The 20,573-nt window shown below is 33.9% G+C and carries 16 protein-coding genes; 8 read left to right on the top strand and 8 right to left on the bottom strand.

What is annotated here, in order from left to right:
• The first annotated feature begins 12 nt into the window (after positions 1–12).
• Entirely contained in the window at positions 13–768 is a 756-nt protein-coding gene (locus U5A88_RS07405; RefSeq protein ID WP_354205141.1) for a LytR/AlgR family response regulator transcription factor, read from the top strand.
• 51 nt (positions 769–819) lie between these two features.
• Here U5A88_RS07405 and U5A88_RS07400 read toward each other — a convergent pair whose 3' ends face one another.
• From U5A88_RS07400 to thrA, 3 genes are all read right to left on the bottom strand, one after another.
• A complete protein-coding gene (locus tag U5A88_RS07400) occupies positions 820–2,736 on the bottom strand; it encodes a S9 family peptidase (protein WP_354205140.1) in 1,917 nt (638 codons plus the stop codon).
• A gap of 84 nt (positions 2,737–2,820) precedes the next feature.
• Positions 2,821–3,744, bottom strand: coding sequence for a homoserine kinase (locus U5A88_RS07395; RefSeq protein WP_354205138.1), 924 nt, complete (start codon positions 3,742–3,744; stop codon positions 2,821–2,823).
• 1 nt (position 3,745) lies between these two features.
• Entirely contained in the window at positions 3,746–6,190 is a 2,445-nt protein-coding gene (gene thrA / locus U5A88_RS07390; protein ID WP_354205136.1) for a bifunctional aspartate kinase/homoserine dehydrogenase I, read from the bottom strand.
• Between the two features lie 344 nt (positions 6,191–6,534).
• Here thrA and U5A88_RS07385 point away from each other — a divergent pair, with 344 nt between their 5' ends.
• Positions 6,535–8,172 (top strand): aminopeptidase P N-terminal domain-containing protein, encoded by a 1,638-nt coding sequence (locus tag U5A88_RS07385; RefSeq protein ID WP_354205134.1) that lies wholly within the window; start codon positions 6,535–6,537, stop codon positions 8,170–8,172.
• An 86-nt stretch (positions 8,173–8,258) separates the two neighbouring features.
• Here U5A88_RS07385 and U5A88_RS07380 read toward each other — a convergent pair whose 3' ends face one another.
• Positions 8,259–10,904: a DUF7133 domain-containing protein gene (locus U5A88_RS07380; protein ID WP_354205132.1), complete on the bottom strand. Its 2,646-nt coding sequence runs from the start codon at positions 10,902–10,904 to the stop codon at positions 8,259–8,261.
• 177 nt (positions 10,905–11,081) lie between these two features.
• Between U5A88_RS07380 and U5A88_RS07375 the strand changes: the two genes are divergently transcribed.
• Positions 11,082–11,453 carry a VOC family protein gene (locus U5A88_RS07375; RefSeq protein ID WP_354205130.1) on the top strand — a complete coding sequence of 124 codons (372 nt, stop codon included), beginning with the start codon at positions 11,082–11,084 and terminating at the stop codon, positions 11,451–11,453.
• Positions 11,454–11,481: 28 nt separating this feature from the next.
• Here the strand turns inward: U5A88_RS07375 and lysA are convergent, their stop codons facing one another.
• From lysA to U5A88_RS07355, 4 genes are all read right to left on the bottom strand, one after another.
• Entirely contained in the window at positions 11,482–12,690 is a 1,209-nt protein-coding gene (gene lysA / locus U5A88_RS07370) for a diaminopimelate decarboxylase (protein WP_354205128.1), read from the bottom strand.
• Between the two features lie 79 nt (positions 12,691–12,769).
• Positions 12,770–14,008: a peptidase T gene (gene pepT, locus U5A88_RS07365; protein ID WP_354205127.1), complete on the bottom strand. Its 1,239-nt coding sequence runs from the start codon at positions 14,006–14,008 to the stop codon at positions 12,770–12,772.
• Positions 14,009–14,014: 6 nt separating this feature from the next.
• Positions 14,015–14,572, bottom strand: coding sequence for a hypothetical protein (locus U5A88_RS07360; RefSeq protein WP_354205125.1), 558 nt, complete (start codon positions 14,570–14,572; stop codon positions 14,015–14,017).
• Positions 14,573–14,647: 75 nt separating this feature from the next.
• On the bottom strand, positions 14,648–15,691 hold the full coding sequence (locus U5A88_RS07355; RefSeq protein WP_354205123.1) for a WD40/YVTN/BNR-like repeat-containing protein: 1,044 nt from the start codon (positions 15,689–15,691) through the stop codon (positions 14,648–14,650).
• A gap of 68 nt (positions 15,692–15,759) precedes the next feature.
• Here U5A88_RS07355 and U5A88_RS07350 point away from each other — a divergent pair, with 68 nt between their 5' ends.
• From U5A88_RS07350 to hisC, 5 genes are all read left to right on the top strand, one after another.
• Positions 15,760–16,668, top strand: a complete 909-nt coding sequence (locus U5A88_RS07350; RefSeq protein ID WP_354205121.1) for a patatin-like phospholipase family protein — start codon at positions 15,760–15,762, stop codon at positions 16,666–16,668.
• Positions 16,669–16,962: 294 nt separating this feature from the next.
• Positions 16,963–17,820 carry an ATP phosphoribosyltransferase gene (gene hisG / locus U5A88_RS07345; RefSeq protein ID WP_354205119.1) on the top strand — a complete coding sequence of 286 codons (858 nt, stop codon included), beginning with the start codon at positions 16,963–16,965 and terminating at the stop codon, positions 17,818–17,820.
• A gap of 2 nt (positions 17,821–17,822) precedes the next feature.
• Positions 17,823–18,254 (top strand): GNAT family N-acetyltransferase, encoded by a 432-nt coding sequence (locus U5A88_RS07340; RefSeq protein ID WP_354205117.1) that lies wholly within the window; start codon positions 17,823–17,825, stop codon positions 18,252–18,254.
• The gene (gene hisD, locus U5A88_RS07335) at positions 18,247–19,536 is read left to right on the top strand and encodes a histidinol dehydrogenase (RefSeq protein WP_354205115.1); all 1,290 of its coding nucleotides are present in this window, start codon (positions 18,247–18,249) and stop codon (positions 19,534–19,536) included. Before U5A88_RS07340 ends, hisD begins: the two co-directional genes overlap by 8 nt.
• On the top strand, positions 19,529–20,572 hold the full coding sequence (gene hisC, locus U5A88_RS07330; protein WP_354205113.1) for a histidinol-phosphate transaminase: 1,044 nt from the start codon (positions 19,529–19,531) through the stop codon (positions 20,570–20,572). Before hisD ends, hisC begins: the two co-directional genes overlap by 8 nt.
• Position 20,573 lies beyond the last annotated feature (1 nt).

Below are 20,573 nucleotides of genomic sequence, written 5' to 3'. Positions count from 1 at the left end.
ATAAAATTATCAATGAACATAATTATTATAGAAGACGAAAAACCAGCTGCAAGAAGGTTGGATAGAATGTTACAAAAATTAGGCTTTACAGCAAATGCAATGTTGCATTCCGTTGAAGAATCGTTACTATGGTTTCAAGAAAATACACATCCTGATCTTATTTTTCTTGACATACAATTATCGGATGGATTGTCTTTTGAAATTTTTGAAACTATTGATATTAATAGTGCTATAATTTTTACAACGGCCTATGACGAGTATGCATTACAAGCCTTTAAGCTCAACAGTATTGATTACCTGTTAAAACCGATTGATGTTGAGGACTTAGAAAAAGCGGTATTAAAATTTAAAGAAAGAATCCCCACAAAACAAAAAGTATCCATTGATTTTGACGATATAAAAAAGTTATTGGTAAATCCGTTGGAGCGTGAATATAAAAAACGATTTACCATAAAAGTTGGCCAACATTTAAAAATGATTACTGTTGATAATATAGAATGTTTTTACAGCGAAAACAAAGGTACTTATATCCATACTACAGATGGAAGAGATTACCTTATAGACTTGACCCTAGAGCAATTGGAGGCTGAATTAGAACCACAAACGTTTTTTAGAACCAGTAGAAAGTTCTACGTAAATATCAATGCCATAAAAGATATAATATCATATACCAACTCAAGACTTCAGATTAAATTGAATTCCTATCAACATCAAGACATCATTGTGAGCAGAGAACGGGTAAGGGATTTTAAAGATTGGTTGGCGTAACAATATTGATTAATACCGCCCCTAAGCAAGAGGCGGTAAGCAATTCTGTTTTCACTCTTTTATAGGTTCATCTTGACCTAAATAAGTATCTAAAAAAGTCAAAATTTTACCATAAGCTTCAATCTGATTTTCTTTTTTTACAAAACCATGACCTTCATCTTCAAATAATACATATTCAACTGGAACTCCATTTTTTCGTACTCCTGCAACAATCTCATCAGACTCCACTTGTAATACCCTTGGATCTTTTGCACCTTGCAAGACCATTAAAGGCTTTGTAACATTTTCGGTATGAAATAGCGGTGAAATCTTCTTTAAACGTACAGAATCAGCAGAATATGGGTCGCCAATTTCTTTGTACAATGCTTCCTTAAATGATTCCCACCATGGCGGGATACTTCTAACGGTTCTAATCCAATTGGTAACACCAAAAATATTTACACCGACGTCGAATTCTTCGGGTTTAAACGTTAATGCTGCCATAGTCATAAAACCCCCATAAGAGCCACCTATAATACCAATTCTATCACCATTAATTTCGGGCTGCTGTGCTAGCCAGTTTTTACCTTCAACACAATCTTGTAAATCTTTTTCACCGTGATTTAAATCGTCCATTTGAAAAAATGTTTTTCCATAACCGCTGCTTCCTCTATTGTTTACTGCCAAAACCGCATACCCATGATTGACTAAATATTGAATAAGTGCAGAGAAATTTTGACGCGATTGCCCTCCTGGTCCACCATGTACCCATACCAAAGCGGGTACTTTATTTTCGGCAGAAGCTTGATGGGGTTTGTAATATATGGCAGGGATTTCCAAATCGTCAAAAGATTTATAGCGTATCACTTCTGCAGTAACCATATCATCAGGATTAATATCCTTATTTAAAACATCAGAAAGTTTAGTATATTCTTTTGAAGCCATGTCATATGCATATAAATTAGATGGCGTATTTGAACCAGCTACATAAAAACGGGCTTTAGTACCATCTCTTGAAAAACTTATATTGCTGACATCTCCAGCTTCAAAAGTTGGAAAATCGACTTTATTACCTGTGGCTACTTCAACAACTTCAACATCTGTTTTTGCATCATTGTTAACAGACGTAATTTGATATTTACCGTCATGTGTAAAGAAACTACCCCAAATATCCCAATCTTTTTCCATTACTTTTTCATGTGAGCCATCATCAATAGCATATTTCATTAAATAGGCAAACTCACTGCCATCATCCGTTGTATATAAAAGGGATTTACTATCTGGTGTAAAATCTGAAGCTGAGTTAGCAGATTGTTTTTTATTTACTTTGGTTAATGAATTATCACCAAAAGAATAAATAAACAAATCACTATCATTGGTCGTAATAGCTTTGCTAAGGGCCATATATCTTTTATCATTGGAAATTCCACCAAAAGCGTAGGCATCATCATTTTTATAAATAAGTTTAGGTTTTAACGTGTTAATGTCCATTTCGTAAATGTCAGTTAAACGGGCATCACGTTTGTTATAACCGTAGAAAAAACTATTTCCATCATGTGACCAGCCATAAAAAGAAGCTCTAGCACCCTTGTCAGGCGTTAGTTCTTTATAATTACCGATAGTATCTCGTAAATAAATATGATACACTTCATCTCCATTGTTATCCATTCTAAAAAGTATGCGTTCATCGTTGGGGAAGTAAGATATTCCGAAAACAGATGAGCTATCGGATTTGGTCAATGCTTCATAATCACCACCTACTGTTGGAACGGTGTACATGTTAAATATACCTGATCGATTACTGGTGACCAATAATTTGGAATTATCAGGAGAAAAGCTACCACCAAAAATGGATTCATTATCCATAATCTGCTCTATGGTATAAGATTTTAGATTGTCCGCTATGCTTTTTTTATCTTCAATTTTTTCTTTTTTACAAGAAATTAAAATGACAGCAACTGCAAGCAAGGGTAGAACTATTTTTTTCATGACTTGGAATATTTTAGTTGAATTGGCACTAAGTTACTACAAATTAGGTTACTACTTAGTATTTTAACAACAAAACCAACAATTTTAACTTAAAACTTCAACTCCATTTAAATTAACTTGCGAAGTATAAATATTAAAATCAATAGCAGTATTTTGATAAACCTTCTGCATTGATTTGGCTACTTTATTGGCTATTTCTTCTCCCTTGCACAATGCAAATAGCGTAGGGCCAGAGCCAGAAATTCCTATTCCCAGGGCACCAGATTTTAATCCATCTTGTTTGACCTTATCAAAATGGGGAATTAACTTTTTACGATAGGGTTCGGCAATTACATCCACTAAAGAACGACTAATTAATTGGTAATTATTTGTGTAGAGTCCACTAATTAAACCTGCCAAATTTGCACTTTGTTTAACGGCATTAGAAACGGTTACCGTTGGGCTTAAAACGTTACGGGCATCTTCGGTTTTTATTTCTATTTGCGGATGGATAGCCGTTACCCACAACTCATCTGGTACGGGCAATTTTACAATTTCTAAAGGCTCATAACTTTTTACAAGGATGAACCCTCCATAAATTACCGCGGCAACATTATCAGCAATAGGCGAACCACAAGCTGCTTTTTCACCTAATCGTGCAAATTGTGTCAATTCAAGATTTGAGAACGGATTCCCTAATAATTGGTTCATTGCAAAAGCGGCACCTGCTGAACTAGATGCACTACTGCCCAATCCACTTCCAGGTTTTACTTTTTTAAAGAGTTGAATGTCAATTCCAAAATCGGGTTGAATATTATCTAGCATAGCCCAAACAACAGCACCAGCGGCATTTTTATGGCTGTCAAAAGTAAGATATGCACCTTCAATTTTACTTATGGTGACCCCTTTTTTTTCTGTTTTTGAAAGTATCATTTCGTCACCAACAGCGTTGATAGCAAAGCCCAAGGCGTCAAAACCACAAGAGACATTGGCCACAGTGGCAGGAGCAAATATTTTTATCGAATTCATATTAGTTATTGGCTATTTTAATAATGTCCGCAAAAAGACCAGATGCCGTTACATCAGCACCAGCACCAGCACCTTTAATAATCATAGGTTGTTCAGGATATCTTTTGGTATAAAACATTACAATATTGTCCTTACCTTCTAAATTATAAAATGGATGTCCAACAGGAATTTCTTTTAAACCTACTCTTGCCTTTTCATTAAAGAGTTCTGCTACATATTTTAGCTGACAATTGTTCTTTTTTGCCGATTTTAATAAGCCTTTAAAGTGATTGGCATCCTTTTTAAGTGTGTTGTAAAAATCATCAACACTAGCTGCTTTATTGTTATTATCCGTTAAAAATGAATTATTTTCAATTTCATTTAGGTTAAGCTCATAGCCACTTTCCCTGGCTAAAATTAATATTTTTCTGGCAACATCAACTCCACTTAAATCAATTCTTGGATCTGGTTCGGTATAACCTTCATGTTGTGCTTGTTTAACCACATCGTAAAATTCAGTATTATCATTAAAATTATTAAAAATAAAGTTTAAACTACCAGATAGAACTGCTTGTATATTAAGAATTTGATCACCAGAGGCTATCAGATTGTTTAATGTGTCAATTATCGGTAAACCAGCACCTACATTGGTTTCAAATAAATAGGGTACATTATATTCCCGTGATAATTCTTTAAGCTCCTTATATTTTTTGTAATTCGCTGAACTGGCGATTTTATTACAAGCAACGACGGCCGTACTATTTTTTAGATATTCGGGATACATTTCAGCAACGTTGGAGTTGGCGGTAATATCTACAAAAACACTATTTCTTAAGTTTAGTATTTTAACTTTTTGTAAAAAATTGCTTAAGGACGCTTTTTCTCCGTTATTTAATTGCTCTTCCCATGAAGCTAAATCTAAACCTTCATCATCAAATACCATTTGTCTGGAATTTGATAAGCCTACAATACGAATATTAATATTCAAATTTTCTAATAAAAATTGATGTTGTTGTTCGATTTGTTCAATCAATTTAGCTCCGACATTACCAACGCCCGTGATAAATAGGTTTAGTTGTTTATTATTATTCTTAAAAAAACGTTCGTGCAAACTATTAATACCTTTTTTAACATCTTTAGCGGCAATAACAGCTGAGATGTTTTTTTCGGAAGCCCCTTGGGCAATTGCTCTAATGTTTACATTGTTTTTTCCTAAAGTGCCAAACATTTTGCCGCTAATTCCCTGATGGTTTTTCATATTGTCACCAACTATGGCAATTATGGAAAGGTTTTTTTCAACTTCTAAAGGTTTAATTTTTCCTTTTAAAATCTCAAATTCAAAAGTATTGTCAATGGCAGTTTTAGCTAAATTGGCATTACTATCGTCTATACCGATACAAATAGAATGTTCAGAAGAAGCCTGAGTAATTAATTTAACATTGATTTTTTCTGTTGCCAAGGTTTCAAACAATCGTTTGGAAAACCCTGGAATACCAACCATGCCTGAGCCCTCTAAAGTAATTAAAGTAACATTATCAATATGGCTAATTCCTTTTACTGGGTTTTTTTTGCCATAGCTTGTTTTTGATATCAATGTACCTTCATCTTTAGGCTTTAACGTGTTCTTTATACGAATAGGAATTTCCTTTTTTAATACAGGATAAATAGTTGGTGGATAAATAACTTTTGCTCCAAAATGTGACAATTCCATTGCTTCCTCATATGAAATTTGGGCTATGGGTATTGCTTGATTTACTAACGACGGATTTGCTGTAAACATTCCGCTCACATCTGTCCATATTTCAAGAACATTAGCATCTAATGCAGACGCTATTATAGCCGCAGTATAATCAGATCCACCTCTGCCCAATACTGTAGTATCACCATTTTCTGCTGAAGCAATAAACCCCGGTAAAATGGTTACTTGAACATTATTTGAGTTGAAAAAAGACTGAATATTTTTGCTAGTGATACTAAAGATAACAGATGCACTAGTATAATTGGTGTTGGTTATTATTAATTCCCTTGTGTCTTTTCTAATTGTGTCAATTGAGTTAACCTGCAAAGCTTTTGTAATTATAAATGAAGACAATAATTCTCCATAACTGACAATATTTGCCTCGCTTTTAGCAGAAAGCTCACTTATTAATGAAATACTATTCAATACGGATTTAAGGTCAATTAATTTCTGATTTACAAACTTTAAACATTCGTTCTTGTCCTTATTGGTAAATAATTCCGAAATTATTTGATTGTGTATTAATCTAATTTCTTCAATTACAGAAGTATAAGTCGCTTTTTTTATAGAAGCTAATTGAGCGGCTTCTAATAGTAGGTTGGTAACTTTTGCAAAAGCAGAAACTACAATAATTTGCTTTTCATCTTTATTAGAAGCAATAATTTCGATTATTTTTTTGATATTTTTTGAGGAGCCTACTGATGTTCCTCCAAACTTTAAAACTTTCATAATACTATATTATTCGTAAAAATATTGTTTTACGGTTATTTTTTAAATAAACCAACTGTAAACGGATGTATAAAATGATTAACCCCTAAGGGTAGTAATAGTAGTAAATGCATTTAAAATAACACTTCTTATGCTTGTAGTAGTAATGATATGTAATATTCTTAATTGCACAGTTCAAATGTAGTGGATATTGTTTTAATAACAACCTAAGTTGAACATTTTGTTGTACTTTTTATTGATTTTTTATGTTTCAGTATTAATTTTTTTCAAATAATTAATATTTAAGTTTTTAATTGCTAGTAATATAATTGTACTTTTGGTGAGCAACCAAATAATTTATAAAAATGAAATATCTTATTAGAAGTTTAATTATTGTATTTTTTGTTCAATTCGGTTTTAGTCAAAATGACTTATTACCAACCGATTATTTACCCAAAGAGTTCCATAAGGATAGAAGAGAGGCTCTTAGAAAGAAAATGCCTCCGAATAGTATAGCCGTATTTTTTGCCAACCCCGTAAGGAATAGAGCTAACGATGTAGACTTTATCTATCATCAGGACCCCAATTTTTATTATTTAACAGGTTATAAAGAGCCACATGCTGTTTTGTTAATTTTTTCAGAGCCACAAAAAGAGGGTGAATCTACTTTTAACGAAGTATTGTATGTGCAAGAAAGAGACCCTAGAGCAGAGCAATGGAACGGGAAACGACTTGGGATAGAAGGTGCAAAAGAAAGATTAGGATTTAAAAAAGTGTATAATGGTAGTGATTTCAGTACTTCTACTTATGATTTTAAAAAATTTGATAAAGTTTTGATTTTCGATTTTCATGATGATTACAGAAATTCGGGACAAAACAAAGCAGACTTGTTTGATTTAGTACAACAATTCAAAGCAAAGGCTAATTATGATAAAAGTTTATTACCTAATCAAGCCAAAAAGAGGGTTTATCAACTTATTAAAGCTACTGAAATAGAAAATAGTGCCAATGTAGCTCAAAACTTAGGTAGGTATATGGATTTTTATCCCGAATTAAAGGAAGATGAATTACTTAAAGGATACCAAGCAGCTGAAACCAATGAGCTAAGGAAAGAGTTTAGACAAAAAATAAGTTTAAAATTAGAAGCACCTCCAAAAACGAATATTGACGTAAATTCTTTGGGAACAATTATGGGTACATTAAGAGAGGTAAAGTTGCCCGAAGAGTTAAAATTACTAAAAAAAGCAGTTGAAATTTCCGCAATGGGGCAACGCGAAATTATGAAAGCCATGCACCCCAACATGTCCGAAACTGAAATTCAAGGAGTGCATGAGTTTGTGTACAAAAAATACGGTGCAGAGTATGAGGGCTACCCATCCATTGTTGGTGGTGGACATAACGGTTGTATTTTGCATTATATAGACAATAATAAAACCAAAGTAGGTAACGATTTGGTATTGATGGATCTCGGTGCTGAGTATCATGGCTACACAGCTGATGTTACCAGAACAATTCCTGCCAATGGTAAATTCTCTCCTGAGCAAAGAGCTATTTACGATTTGGTCTATAAAGCACAAGAAGCTGGGATTGCTAAAGTTGTTGTAGATACAACATTTGCGGCTTCACATAAAATTACACGACAAATTATTAATGAGGGCTTGTTTAAATTGGGAATAATAAAATCAATTGATGAGAAGCATAATTATTATCCTCATGGTTCAACACACCATATTGGATTAGATGTGCACGACCCTGGAAATTATGGAAAATTTGAAGCCAATATGGTAGTAACTGTTGAGCCAGGAATTTACATTCCAGAGAATAGTCCTTGTGATAAAAAATGGTGGGGAATAGCAGTTAGAATTGAAGATGATATTTTAGCGACAGAAAATGGTCCTGTAAACTTATCGGAAGCTGCACCAAGAAAAGCCGAAGAAATTGAAAAATTAATGAAAGAAACAAGTGTATTGAATAGTTTTGAACTTCCAAAATTAGATGAGTAAGTTAAATGTTAAGTACTAAACATAAAAAATAAGGAAGCATATTGCTCCCTTGTTTTTTATTAAAGTTCCCTAAAAGTAAATAATTCTTATTTCTGTTCTTTTAGAAATGTTACCAACGAAGCCAATTCTTCAAAACTTAACGAGTTAACTAGACCAGCGGGCATCATTGAGGTGTCCAATTCTTTTCTGGTTTTTATATCTGTTTTCTTTAAGTTAGTCGCTGTTCCAACAATATCTCTGATGGTTAATTCATCTGCAGATTCTTGAGTAACAAAACCAACATAGCTTTTACCGTCATTAGTTTTTATTTGTACTGTTGAAAATCCTTGAGATATGGATGCATTTGGTTTTAATATAGATTCTGCTATTTGTTCTCGATTCATTATCGATCCTACTTGTCCCATAAAAGGACCTTTCATAACTTCGTCCTTGGTAATACTATGACACGCAATACAACCTTGACTTGCAAACAACGCTTTTCCTTTTTCTGCATTTCCTTTTATTTTCCCTAAGGCTAGCATTACATCTTCAATAGAAGATTCTCCTACTTGCCCTTTTTTATTCTTTATTTTTTCAAAATCTACAACGGTTATATCCTCTTTAGGGACTACTTTTTTAACTTCACCAAAGGCATCAATGCCCAATCTATATTTGCTATTTAGTTCAGCAAAAAAAGCATCTTTGGTTTTGCCAGTCTCTTTAAATTTATCCACTAAAAAAGAACTTATAACTGGAGATTGTTCCCAATCCATTGTTTTATAGTACGGGCCATGCGTGTCTGGTCGAGTGCTCCACCACCAAGAGGCATCATAGGGTTCCTCTTTATGATAAATCCTAGCTAAATTGTTCAATATTTTATGTTTAAATTCTTGACTATCAGAATTTTTATAAGCATTAATTAAGCCTTCAACTACCTTTTCGTCATGCATATAACGCATTGCCCATAGTGCCATGTCTCTTTGTTCTGTTTGTAAGGCAGAAACACATTTATCAATAGCATTTATCTCAACTAAAGCTTTAGCTGCCAAGTGTGGTAAAATTATTTCAGAATTTGGAGTGGCATGTGGACCTTCGGTATTAATTTTTGGAGCTATAAAAGAGTTTGGTACTTTTATTTTTAATAATTCTTCTGCAGCGTTAGGATTTCCCAATCTCCCCAAACCAATGATTGAAGCAGCTTTTACACGTGGTGATGAAGATTGCAACCCTTCTACAAAAACACTTATAGGTACTTTTTCTAGATAAGATTTACGATCTGCCAAAGCCCTTAATGCAAATTCTTTTAAATCATTATCTTTTGAAAGTTCAGCTAAACTAGAAATACCATCTTCGCCAGCAATTTGAGCATAGGTAAAAATAGCTGCCGTTCGAGTTTCTAATTTTTGGTCTTTATCTTTTGCTAATTTTAATACTTTAGAGGCTGTTTTTGACTTCGGACGTTGTAATAATTCATACTGGACACTTAATCTTGTTTTAGCACTACCAGATTTTAACTTATTTACGAGTTCATTTACAGAAGCATCTTTTACATTTATAAACGTCTCATAAGCAAAATCTTTCGGTGTGACGCGAACAACATATCCTTTATCTGGATTACCAGAATAACCAGCACCATCCCAAGCTGATAAATACATAATACCAGATGCATCAACGTCAACATCTGTTATTTGTGGCATTTGAATAAATTGTTCATCCTTTTGAGTAAAACTTGGACCATCTTTTTCCACCCTATGGATATACAATTGGCTTCTTCCCCAATCTGCCATCATTGGTACATTGTTGTATTTTGTAGGCCATCTATGATCGTTCATGTAAAGAGCTCCTGTACCAGAGCCACCGCCAACATCTACAAGTGCAGGAATTATTTCTTCTGTAAAATGTTTAAATAGCACAGGGTAACCATATTCTCCTGATTGAATTTGGTCTATAAATCTAATATTCCATCCACCACCATCATTCGTATTTCCTCTTGTAAATATATTCATGAACGGATCTATGGCCACATCGTAAATATTCCGCAAGCCATGAGTATAAACCTCCATTTCTGTACCATCTGGTCTAACTCGTACAATGCCACCACCTAACATAGTTAGTTGTTTGCCGCTTGCATCTGTTGCATTGTAAAAGCCGAAATCACCTACAGCAATATAAATCCAACCATCAATACCCATTTGAATACCATTTGTAGCGTGGTCAGTTCCTCTTTCACGTAAATATTTAGGGTTGCTAATATTCTTTATCAAGACTTTTTCGGGTCCGTCTGCTATACCATCTTTATCTAAATCATCAAAAACCACCAAGTCCATGTTTTCGGCTTTCTTGGTTTCTTTGGAAAATGTAGTATGTAAAACATAAACTTGATCTCCTATTGCCAATATGCCACGAGGGTTATCCAATTGTGCAAATTGAGTGTAAGAATCCATTATTCCATCATGGTTGCAATCCACCAATTTTTTCACAAACCCTTTACCCATATCTTTCCCTAATGAACCTATCATGTCCACACCCACAAATACATCTCCGTTGGGTGCAACCGCCATACAAGCAGGACTAGGATTTATCTCTGGGCCAGAAAAGCCCTTTATTATCAAATCTTTAGGCCAATTCAAAGAATTAATTATCGAATCTGTTGGATAAATAACTGCGTCTGAACTTGAGTTACATTCAATTTTTTCTTTACAGCTAGTAATGAGTGCTAATATCAATACTAGAAATCCAATCTTTTTTATCATGGTGTAATCTTTAGGTGGTAAGTCTTTTATAGAATTAAGAAAACAAATCTAATTAATTTTTAGATAAATAATGTTTTTGTACTATTTTAGAGCCTATTTAGTTTTTGATGTCATGCATTTTTATGTTTGATGAAGAAACAATTTTAACAAAATAATTAACTACTTAAAGCTTATACCATGAAACTAGGAGCATTTTCAATAAGTCTAAATGTAAAAGATATTAAAGTTTCCAAGAAATTTTATGAAAAACTAGGATTTTCAGTTTTTGCTGGAGATATAGAACGAAACTACCTTATCATGAAAAATGGTAATGCCCTGATTGGTTTGTTTCAAGGTATGTTTGAGGATAATATTTTAACCTTTAATCCTGGTTGGGATGAAAACGCCAATTTGCTTGATAATTTTGATGATGTTAGGCAGATTCAACAACAATTAAAAAAGGATAACCTAAAGTTAGATAGAGAAGCCGATGAAAACACCACTGGCCCCGCAAGTATTGTATTAACAGACCCCGACGGTAATACTATTCTTATCGATCAGCATGTTTAACTTCGGAAGTTATTTAAAAGTCTTAAGTCTAAAATTTCACATCTAAATTTTGCCCCCTTACCAAATCCTCAATAGTTTCACGTTCACGTATTAAGTAATCCTTACCATTTTTTACCAAAACTTCGGCAGGTCGGTAACGCGAATTATAATTGGAGGCCATTGAAAAACAATAGGCACCGGCATTGCTAAAACTTAAAATATCGCCTTCAGTTATTTCATTTATTCTACGATTAGCACCTAAGGTGTCGGTTTCACAGATATACCCAACAACCGTATAAAAACGTTCTTTACCTTTTGGATTAGAGATATTTTCAATATGATGGTAAGCATCATAAAACATGGGTCGCAACAAATGATTCATACCACTGTCAACACCTGCAAAAACCGTAGAAGTGGTCTGTTTTACTACATTAACGTTAACCAAAAGTTTTCCTGCTTCGCTGACCATAAACTTGCCAGGTTCAAACATAAGCGTTAAGTCTTTGCCATAGCTTTTACAGAATTCGTTAAAACGTTTGCTCAGTTTTTTACCCAGTTCTTCAATGTCGGTAGAAATATCGTTTTCTTTATAGGGTACTTTAAATCCACTTCCAAAATCGATGGAATCCAAATCTTTAAAAGTTTCGGCAGCATTAAATAGAATTTCTGTGGCTCTTAAAAAGGCATCGACATCATAAATATCTGAACCGGTGTGCATGTGAATACCGTTAATTCGCATTCCCGTATTTTCCACAACACGATGGATATGTGGTAGTTGATGTACCGAAATTCCAAATTTGGAATCGATATGACCTACGGAAATTTTAGAATTACCTCCCGCCATTACATGTGGATTGATACGAATACAAACCGGTGTTTCAGGGTATTTTTGCCCAAATTGTTCTAAAATGGAAATATTATCGATATTGATATGTACACCTAAGTCTTTGGCTTGTTCAATCTCTTCCAACGAAACCCCATTCGGCGTAAAAATAATATCTTTTGGAGCAAATCCGGCTTTTAATCCCAATTGTACTTCTTGAACAGAAACAGTATCAATACCAGAGCTCAATTGTTTAAATACCTTAAGAATGTTAATGTTTGATAGTGCCTTTACCGCATAGTTTATTTTCAAGTCTTTAACGCCCGAAAACGCATTGGTCATTCTTTCATATTGAGATACAATCTTGTCGGCATCATATACATATAATGGCGTATCGTATTTTTTTGCGAGCGATAACAGTAATTTCCTATCCATCGATTAAAATTTAGAAGCGGTAAAAATAGGGAACTAATTTTGAGGATTGAAATTTTGTTTAAATAATTACACAATTAAATTATTTGTTGAGTTCTCTTGTGGCAGTAATTTCAGCAATTTTAACGACTACCTCTACAGCTTTTTGCATAGATTCAACTGGAACATACTCGTAACGTCCATGAAAATTATGCCCGCCGGCAAAAATATTGGGGCAGGGTAGTCCTTTGTATGATAACTGTGAACCATCAGTACCACCACGGATAGCATTTATCAATGGTTTGATTCCAACAGCTTTCATAGCTTCTTCAGCAATATCAATAATATGCATTACGGGTTCAATTTTTTCTTTCATATTGTAATATTGGTCTTTTAGCTCTACTTCAACTAAATTTTTGCCTAGTTTGGCGTTAAGGTCATCGGCAATTTTTTGAAAGTTGGATTTCCTTTTTTCGAACAAGCTTTTATCGTGATCTCTGATAATGTAATCGAGCCCCGTTTTTTCGACTTCACCTGTTATGCTGTGTAAATGGTAAAACCCCTCATAGCCTTCTGTCTTTTCTGGAATTTCTTCTTTGGGTAAAGCAGCAATAAATTCATTAGCAATCAGCATTGAATTTATCATTTTACCTTTTGCCAAACCGGGATGTACTATTTTTCCATTAATAATTGCTTTAGCTGAGGCGGCATTAAAATTTTCATATTCCAATTCGCCAATTTGGCTACCATCCATAGTATAGGCCCATTCCGCTCCGAATTTTTCAACGTCGAACAAATGAGCACCTTTTCCTACTTCTTCATCGGGTGTAAAACCTATCCTGATTTCGCCATGTTTTATTTCAGGATGTTTTACAAGATATTCCATTGCCGTTACAATTTCAGTAATGCCAGCCTTGTCATCGGCACCGAGAAGGGTAGTGCCATCGGTGGTAATTAGCGTTTGTCCCTTATAGAGTAACAAATCCTCAAAATAATCTGGAGACAACACAATGTTCTTTTCTTGGTTTAATACAATGTCTTTACCATCATAATCTTTATGAATTTGTGGATTGACATTGGTACCTGAATAATCTGGACTTGTATCAATATGAGCAATAAAACCAATGGTTGGTACTTTGTGATCAACATTGCTTGGTAGGGTTGCCATGATATAGCAGTTATCATCTAACGTTACATCTTGTAGTCCAATAGCCTTTAAATCTTCTACTAATACTTTGGCTAAGTTCCATTGCTTTTCTGTACTGGGAAATGCCTTATTTTCAGGATCGGATTGGGTATCTATAGTAACGTATTTTATGAATCTATCTATTATATGTTGCATAGTACTTTATTCAATTAACTGGAGTGATTCAAATAACTCAACAGATTCACAGAGGCGTTCTTCTACCAATTTATCGCCAAAAACTTTTGATGTCAACGTTATATATTCGTCAATATTGGTTTTTAAAAAAACTTGTAAATACTTATATTGAATTCCTGAGCGTGTACCTTCCGAAAGGTTAAAATACATAGGTTTTTTTTTGAGTTTACCAAAGCCTGATTTGGTCATTTTCAATCGTTCCCTTAACGTTAAGGTATCGTTTATTTTTTTTTCGAACGATTTGTCCAGGTCCAATTCACCTTGGTGCCAAGCCATTTCGAGTACGTAAGTATCTGTCAATTGTTTAGTGGTATCGGCCGAATAAATTTCGGATGAATATTCATCATAATACAATGTGGTTTTCCAATTTTTTGGGACTTTTACTCTAAAATTCTTTAAAAAATCACGATACTCTTTTAATTCTGAAAAATCCGCATCGGTTTCACAATTAAATTCTTTTTTAAGGGAGTTATTCTGACAACTTATAAAACCTATTGCTAATACAATGATTATTAATTTTTTCATGGGTTGAGTTATTTCTATTCTTTATTGTTATTAATTATTTGTGGTACAGCAAATTTTAAAACTCCGAACTCAAAACTATGGCAAAACCATTTTACCAATTTTCTTGTTACCTGCCAACCATGCAAAATTCTTATTGACAAATCTAATGGTGTAATAACCATCATCACTTACTTTTTTCCAAGTAGTGCCACCATCGTTAGAAAACGAAACACCAGTTGTACCTACGGCAACTAATTCTTTACCATTGGTGTTTGGGACATACTGTACACAACTTTTATAACCAGGTTCGTTTCCGTCAGCAATCAATTGCCATGTTTTGCCACCATCTTTGGTAACGGCTTTATTGCTTTTGTTATTGTCTTTATCGTTCCAATCGCCTCCAAAAATAATTCCGTTTTTAGCGTCATGGAAATCGACACTATAAATTCCTGTCATTTGACCGCCTTGAATAATAGGAGTTTCATAGACTTTCCAAGTTTTACCCATATTTGGTGAGTGAAAAACCCGAGCGGATTTTCCACCGGTTACCAACCAAGTATTTTTACCGTGTATAGCAATATTGCTGTTACTTGCTGCAAAAGCGGCCTCTCCTTCATTAATTTTTGGTAAATTATCACATGGTACTTTATTCCAAGATTTACCGCCATCATTCGTCAGAATAACTGATAAGCAATCATCTGTTGGGTCACCCATAGCGATTCCATTTTTTGAGTCAAAAAAAGCCATGGCATCATAAAATACCTTTTCGTGCTTTTCTTTATAAACGATATCTAAATTACCATCATTGTATTTGTATAACAAAGCGGGATTACCAACACTTAACATAAAAATATGCTCTGAATTTGAAGCTATGGCTCTAAAATGGGGAACGATGGTATCGTAAAAAACACGTTTGTCCTTTAGGTTTTTAAGTGAGGGCAATACCAATCCTAAATAACCGTCAGAAGTTGCGTAAAATAAGCTGGAATCTTTCATGGCATAAATAGCCCTAATGCTAGAACTATCAATAACTATCTCCTCAATGGAAACCTTTTCTATGGATCTGGGTGTTTTTGTTTTTTTACAGGAGATTATTAGGAAAGTAGCTATAAATAAAAAAATAAATATTTTCAACTTCATATAAAATGTGTTAGTTTTATCAAAAGTAAAATTTTAATTACAAATAGCTAAGAATTATAGTATAAATTATGAGAGCATTGGTAATCTCTGGTGGTGGGAGCAAAGGAGCATTTGCAGGCGGTGTTGCTGAATACCTTATTGATGAAAAAAAACATAAATACGATTTGTTTTTAGGCACATCAACAGGAAGTTTAATGGTCTCTCACTTAGCTTTGGGGAAATTATATGAACTGAAAGCTATTTATACTACAATTAATCAACGAAAAATATTTAGCAATAATCCATTTGTGATTAAAACAGTACAGGGCGAAAAAATTGTAAAGGTAAATCACTTAAACACGCTTTGGAATTTTATAAACGGCCGTAGAACTTTTGGTGAAAGTAAAAACCTTAGAAAGTTAATAAAGAAGTACATAACTGAATCATACTTTAACCGTATTAAGGAATCTGAAAAAGATGTGATAGTTACGGTTTCTAATTTAACGACAAATGTAGTGGAGTACAAATCCATCAATGAATGTTCTTACAATGATTTTTGTGATTGGGTTTGGGCATCTTGCAATTACATTCCGTTTATGAGCCTATTGCGTAAAAACGATTGCGAGTATGCTGATGGTGGCTTTGGTTCTTTAGTTCCTATCAGAGAAGCCATTTTTAGGGGTGCTACCGAAGTTGATGTTATTATTTTGGAAACCGAAGTGAGCCAATTGAACAGAATGCCTTCTAAGAACCCGTTTTCATTGATTACTAACATGGTGGAATTCATGATGGATCAAGTGGAACGGCATAACGTTACCATTGGAAAACTACAAGCCATACAGGATAATGTAAAACTCAATTTGTACTATACGCCAACAGTATTGACTACAAATTCATTGGTTTTTAATAAAAAACTAATGGCAAAATGGTGGCAATACGGATTTAGATATGCCAAAAAACAGCACTCATTGGAAATGAATAAGCTAAAAGATAAGTAGATGTGATAAAGAATCAACTAGTTCTTGGGCGGACACATAAACCTAAAAATTGTCATTCCTGCGTAGGTAGGAACAAAAAAACTTTAAAATAGTTGTATTATAAAAAATTTATCCTTTAAATTTGTACATTATTATAAACAAATGAAGAAATTCAATACACATCATCATTTTCATACTGGCTTTCAGGCGAGGTGAGTTGTTGTGTTTTAAATCTATAAAATCATATAAACCCGTTTGAACAGTTCAAGCGGGTTTTTTTATTTACTTGAACTGTCAAACCTAATTCGTTATAAAATGACAAAGTTAAAAGTTGCCATTCAAAAATCTGGCAGGTTGAATAAAGAATCGTTGGAATTGCTCAAAAATTGCGGGATTTCAATTGATAATGGAAAAGATCAGTTAAAAGCATTTGCTCGGAATTTTCCAATAGAAGTTTTATACCTCAGAAACGGAGATATTCCTCAGTATTTACGTGATGGTGTTGTAGATATTGCTATTTTGGGCGAGAATACTTTGATAGAAAAAGGTGGTGATTTATCCATTGTTGAAAAATTGGGATTTTCAAAATGTAAAGTTTCCATTGCGGTGCCAAAAGCGGTTAATTATAATGCTATTGATGATTTGCAAGGAAAGCGAATAGCCACTTCGTATCCAAATACGGTAAATCAGTTTTTGGACGAAAAAGGAGTGGAGGCAGAACTCCATGTTATAAACGGCTCAGTTGAAATTGCTCCGAATATTGGCTTGGCCGATGCTATTGTGGATATTGTATCTAGTGGAAGTACACTATTTAAAAACAATTTAAAAGAAGTTGAGGTTTTATTAAAAAGTGAAGCGGTGTTAACAGTTTCACCTTCACTTTCAGCTGAAAAACAAAGCATTTTAGATAAACTGCAATTTAGAATTCAATCTGTACTGAAAGCTAGAAATAGTAAGTATGTTTTGATGAATGCTCCAAATGATAAAGTAAAGAATATTATCAATATTTTACCTGGTATGAAAAGCCCAACGGTGCTGCCATTGGCTGAAGAGGGTTGGAGTTCTGTACATACCGTAATTAATAAAGATAAGTTTTGGGAAGTTATTGACGAGTTGAAATTGAATGGGGCAGAAGGTATTCTGGTTTGCCCAATTGAAAAAATGGTTTTGTAAAAATGAAAACGCTCTTTCAAATCAGATTTATTCCAGATGAGGATATTTTCTCTATAATTCCATACTTGCAATTATTGGATGATAGAATTCCTTTAGAGGTTTTAAAAGAACGCTTACTAAAAATGCTAGAGCATGATTACAAATGTGCTGGTGTTTACGAAGGTGATAAATTGATCGGGATTTGTGGTGTTTGGGTATTATTCAAATATTATATAGGTAAACACTTGGAAGCCGATAATGTAATTATTCATCCTGATTATCGAGGTAAAGGTATTGGTCCACTACTACTAGACTGGGTCAATGATTATGGAAGATCCATTGGTTGTGTTGCAACGGAACTAAACAGCTATATTCCCAATGATAGAGGTAATAAATTTTGGAAAAGCTATGGTTGTGAAAAATTAGGGTATCACTTTAGAAAGACATATGAATAAAATATATAATCCTGATAAAAAAGATTGGTCAACAATTTTAACAAGACCTACGCAAACGTTTGAAGATATTGAAGAAACGGTATTGGAAATTTTTAATGAAGTAAAACTAAAAGGAGACATTGCCATTGAAAAGTATACAAACCTTTTTGACGATGTAGCTATAGAGAATATGTTAGTTACTGAAACAGAAATTTCGGAAAAAGAAAATTCAATTGATACTGATTTAAAACAAGCCATACAATTGGCAAAAGAAAATATCGAGAAATTCCATAATGCACAAAGGACTTCAAAAGTTGAAGTAGAAACCATAAGTGGAGTTTACTGCTGGCAAGAAAAAAGACCGATTCAAAAAGTAGGTATTTATATTCCCGGTGGGACAGCACCTTTGTTTTCAACAGTACTGATGTTAGCTATTCCTGCAAAACTGGCGGGTTGTTCAGAGATAATTTTATGTTCTCCACCTAATAAAGAAGGAAATATACATCCTGCCATTTTATACACTGCCCAATTGTGTGGAGTTACCAAGGTTTATAAAGTGGGTGGAATACAAGCTATTGCTGGAATGACCTTCGGAACAGAAACGATTCCACAAGTATATAAAATATTTGGCCCTGGTAATCAATTTGTCACCGTTGCAAAACAATTGGCAACAAAATATGGTGTGGCTATAGATATGCCCGCCGGACCATCGGAATTGTTAGTGGTTGCAGATGATTCGGCTGAAGCGAGTTTTGTAGCTTCTGATCTATTGAGTCAAGCCGAACATGGTACAGACAGTCAGGTTATTTTGGTCTCTACCTCAAAAGAGTTAATTGATAATGTAGAAAAGGAAATTACAGAACAACTGAATGAGTTACCAAGAAAGGAAATTGCTAAAAAAGCGATTACCAATTCTAAATTGATTTATGTTGAAAACGATAGCATTGCTTTAGAATTAATTAATGAATATGGTCCTGAGCATTTCATAATATGTACGGAAAATGAGAATTTCTTTAGTGAAGGTATTCAAAATGCAGGCTCTGTGTTTATTGGTAATTATACACCAGAAAGTGCAGGTGATTATGCATCTGGCACAAATCATACCTTGCCCACCAATGGTTACGCCAAGCAATATAGCGGTGTAAATCTAGATAGCTTCTTAAAAAACATGACGTTTCAAAAAGTGAGCAAGACAGGAATAAAAAAAATTGGGAAAGCCATAGAAATTATGGCAGAAGCTGAAGGATTGCAGGCTCATAAAAATGCCGTAACATTAAGGTTAAATAGTTTAAAAGATGAATAGTTTCAACCTAGATAGCTTAATACGCAAAAATGTAAAAGCCCTAAAACCCTACTCATCTGCACGTGATGAATTTAAAGGTTTTAAAGAAGATATGGTTTTTTTAGATGCTAATGAAAACCCAATTAACAATGGCGTAAACCGATATCCTGATCCGCAACAAACCAATGTAAAACAGGTTTTAGCGGAACAAAAAGGAGTTGCAATAGAAAATATTTTATTAGGTAATGGAAGCGACGAAGTGTTGGATTTGATTTACCGTGCCTTTTGTGAACCGAACGTTGATAACGTGATTACCCTGCCACCAACTTATGGCATGTATAGTGTCCTTGCTAATACGAATGCTATTGAAAATAGAGAAGTATTGTTAACGGAATATTTTCAGCCTGATGTAGAAACCATTTTAGAAACTATTGATGAGCAAACGAAACTTTTGTTTATATGTTCGCCAAACAATCCTACGGGGAATGCTTTTGATGCAACGCGAATCAAAGAATTGCTTAATGAATTTAAGGGATTGGTAATTATTGACGAGGCTTATATTGATTTTTCTTCAAAAGAAAGTTGGTTAAATGAATTGGAAAATTATCCCAATTTAATTGTTACGCAAACCTTATCAAAAGCTTACGGTTTAGCGGGAATTCGATTAGGGATTTGTTACGCATCACCTGAAATTATAGCGGTTTTGAATAAAATAAAACCACCGTATAATGTCAACGAACTGACACAACAACGGGCTTTAAAGCGTTTAATGAATTTAGATATCGTTCAAAATGAAGTCAACATGTTGTTAAGCCAAAAACACAAGTTACTTAAACTATTACCTGAAGTAGAATTCATTGAAGAAATTTATCCTACAGACGGAAATTTTATCTTGGTAAAAGTGGATGATGCTAACAAAAGATACAATCAATTGTTAGAAAAAGAAATTGTGGTTAGAAACAGATCGAACCAACCCTTATGTGATAATTGTCTGCGATTTACTATCGGAGCAAATAATGAAAATAAAAAATTGATAAAAGCCTTAAAAGAAATTTAAA

This window comes from Aureibaculum sp. 2308TA14-22, assembly GCF_040538665.1.
In the GTDB taxonomy this organism is placed as follows: Bacteria; Bacteroidota; Bacteroidia; order Flavobacteriales; family Flavobacteriaceae; genus Aureibaculum.
This window is presented reverse-complemented; position numbering and strand designations above follow the sequence as displayed.

Excerpts from the sequence above, each read along its gene's own strand:
- U5A88_RS07405 (WP_354205141.1), top strand. The coding sequence starts at position 13 with ATGAACATAATTATTATAGAAGACGAAAAACCAGCTGCAAGAAGGTTG.
- U5A88_RS07400 (WP_354205140.1), bottom strand. The coding sequence starts at position 2,736 with ATGAAAAAAATAGTTCTACCCTTGCTTGCAGTTGCTGTCATTTTAATT.
- U5A88_RS07395 (WP_354205138.1), bottom strand. The coding sequence starts at position 3,744 with ATGAATTCGATAAAAATATTTGCTCCTGCCACTGTGGCCAATGTCTCT.
- thrA (WP_354205136.1), bottom strand. The coding sequence starts at position 6,190 with ATGAAAGTTTTAAAGTTTGGAGGAACATCAGTAGGCTCCTCAAAAAAT.
- U5A88_RS07385 (WP_354205134.1), top strand. The coding sequence starts at position 6,535 with ATGAAATATCTTATTAGAAGTTTAATTATTGTATTTTTTGTTCAATTC.
- U5A88_RS07380 (WP_354205132.1), bottom strand. The coding sequence starts at position 10,904 with ATGATAAAAAAGATTGGATTTCTAGTATTGATATTAGCACTCATTACT.
- U5A88_RS07375 (WP_354205130.1), top strand. The coding sequence starts at position 11,082 with ATGAAACTAGGAGCATTTTCAATAAGTCTAAATGTAAAAGATATTAAA.
- lysA (WP_354205128.1), bottom strand. The coding sequence starts at position 12,690 with ATGGATAGGAAATTACTGTTATCGCTCGCAAAAAAATACGATACGCCA.
- pepT (WP_354205127.1), bottom strand. The coding sequence starts at position 14,008 with ATGCAACATATAATAGATAGATTCATAAAATACGTTACTATAGATACC.
- U5A88_RS07360 (WP_354205125.1), bottom strand. The coding sequence starts at position 14,572 with ATGAAAAAATTAATAATCATTGTATTAGCAATAGGTTTTATAAGTTGT.
- U5A88_RS07355 (WP_354205123.1), bottom strand. The coding sequence starts at position 15,691 with ATGAAGTTGAAAATATTTATTTTTTTATTTATAGCTACTTTCCTAATA.
- U5A88_RS07350 (WP_354205121.1), top strand. The coding sequence starts at position 15,760 with ATGAGAGCATTGGTAATCTCTGGTGGTGGGAGCAAAGGAGCATTTGCA.
- hisG (WP_354205119.1), top strand. The coding sequence starts at position 16,963 with ATGACAAAGTTAAAAGTTGCCATTCAAAAATCTGGCAGGTTGAATAAA.
- U5A88_RS07340 (WP_354205117.1), top strand. The coding sequence starts at position 17,823 with ATGAAAACGCTCTTTCAAATCAGATTTATTCCAGATGAGGATATTTTC.
- hisD (WP_354205115.1), top strand. The coding sequence starts at position 18,247 with ATGAATAAAATATATAATCCTGATAAAAAAGATTGGTCAACAATTTTA.
- hisC (WP_354205113.1), top strand. The coding sequence starts at position 19,529 with ATGAATAGTTTCAACCTAGATAGCTTAATACGCAAAAATGTAAAAGCC.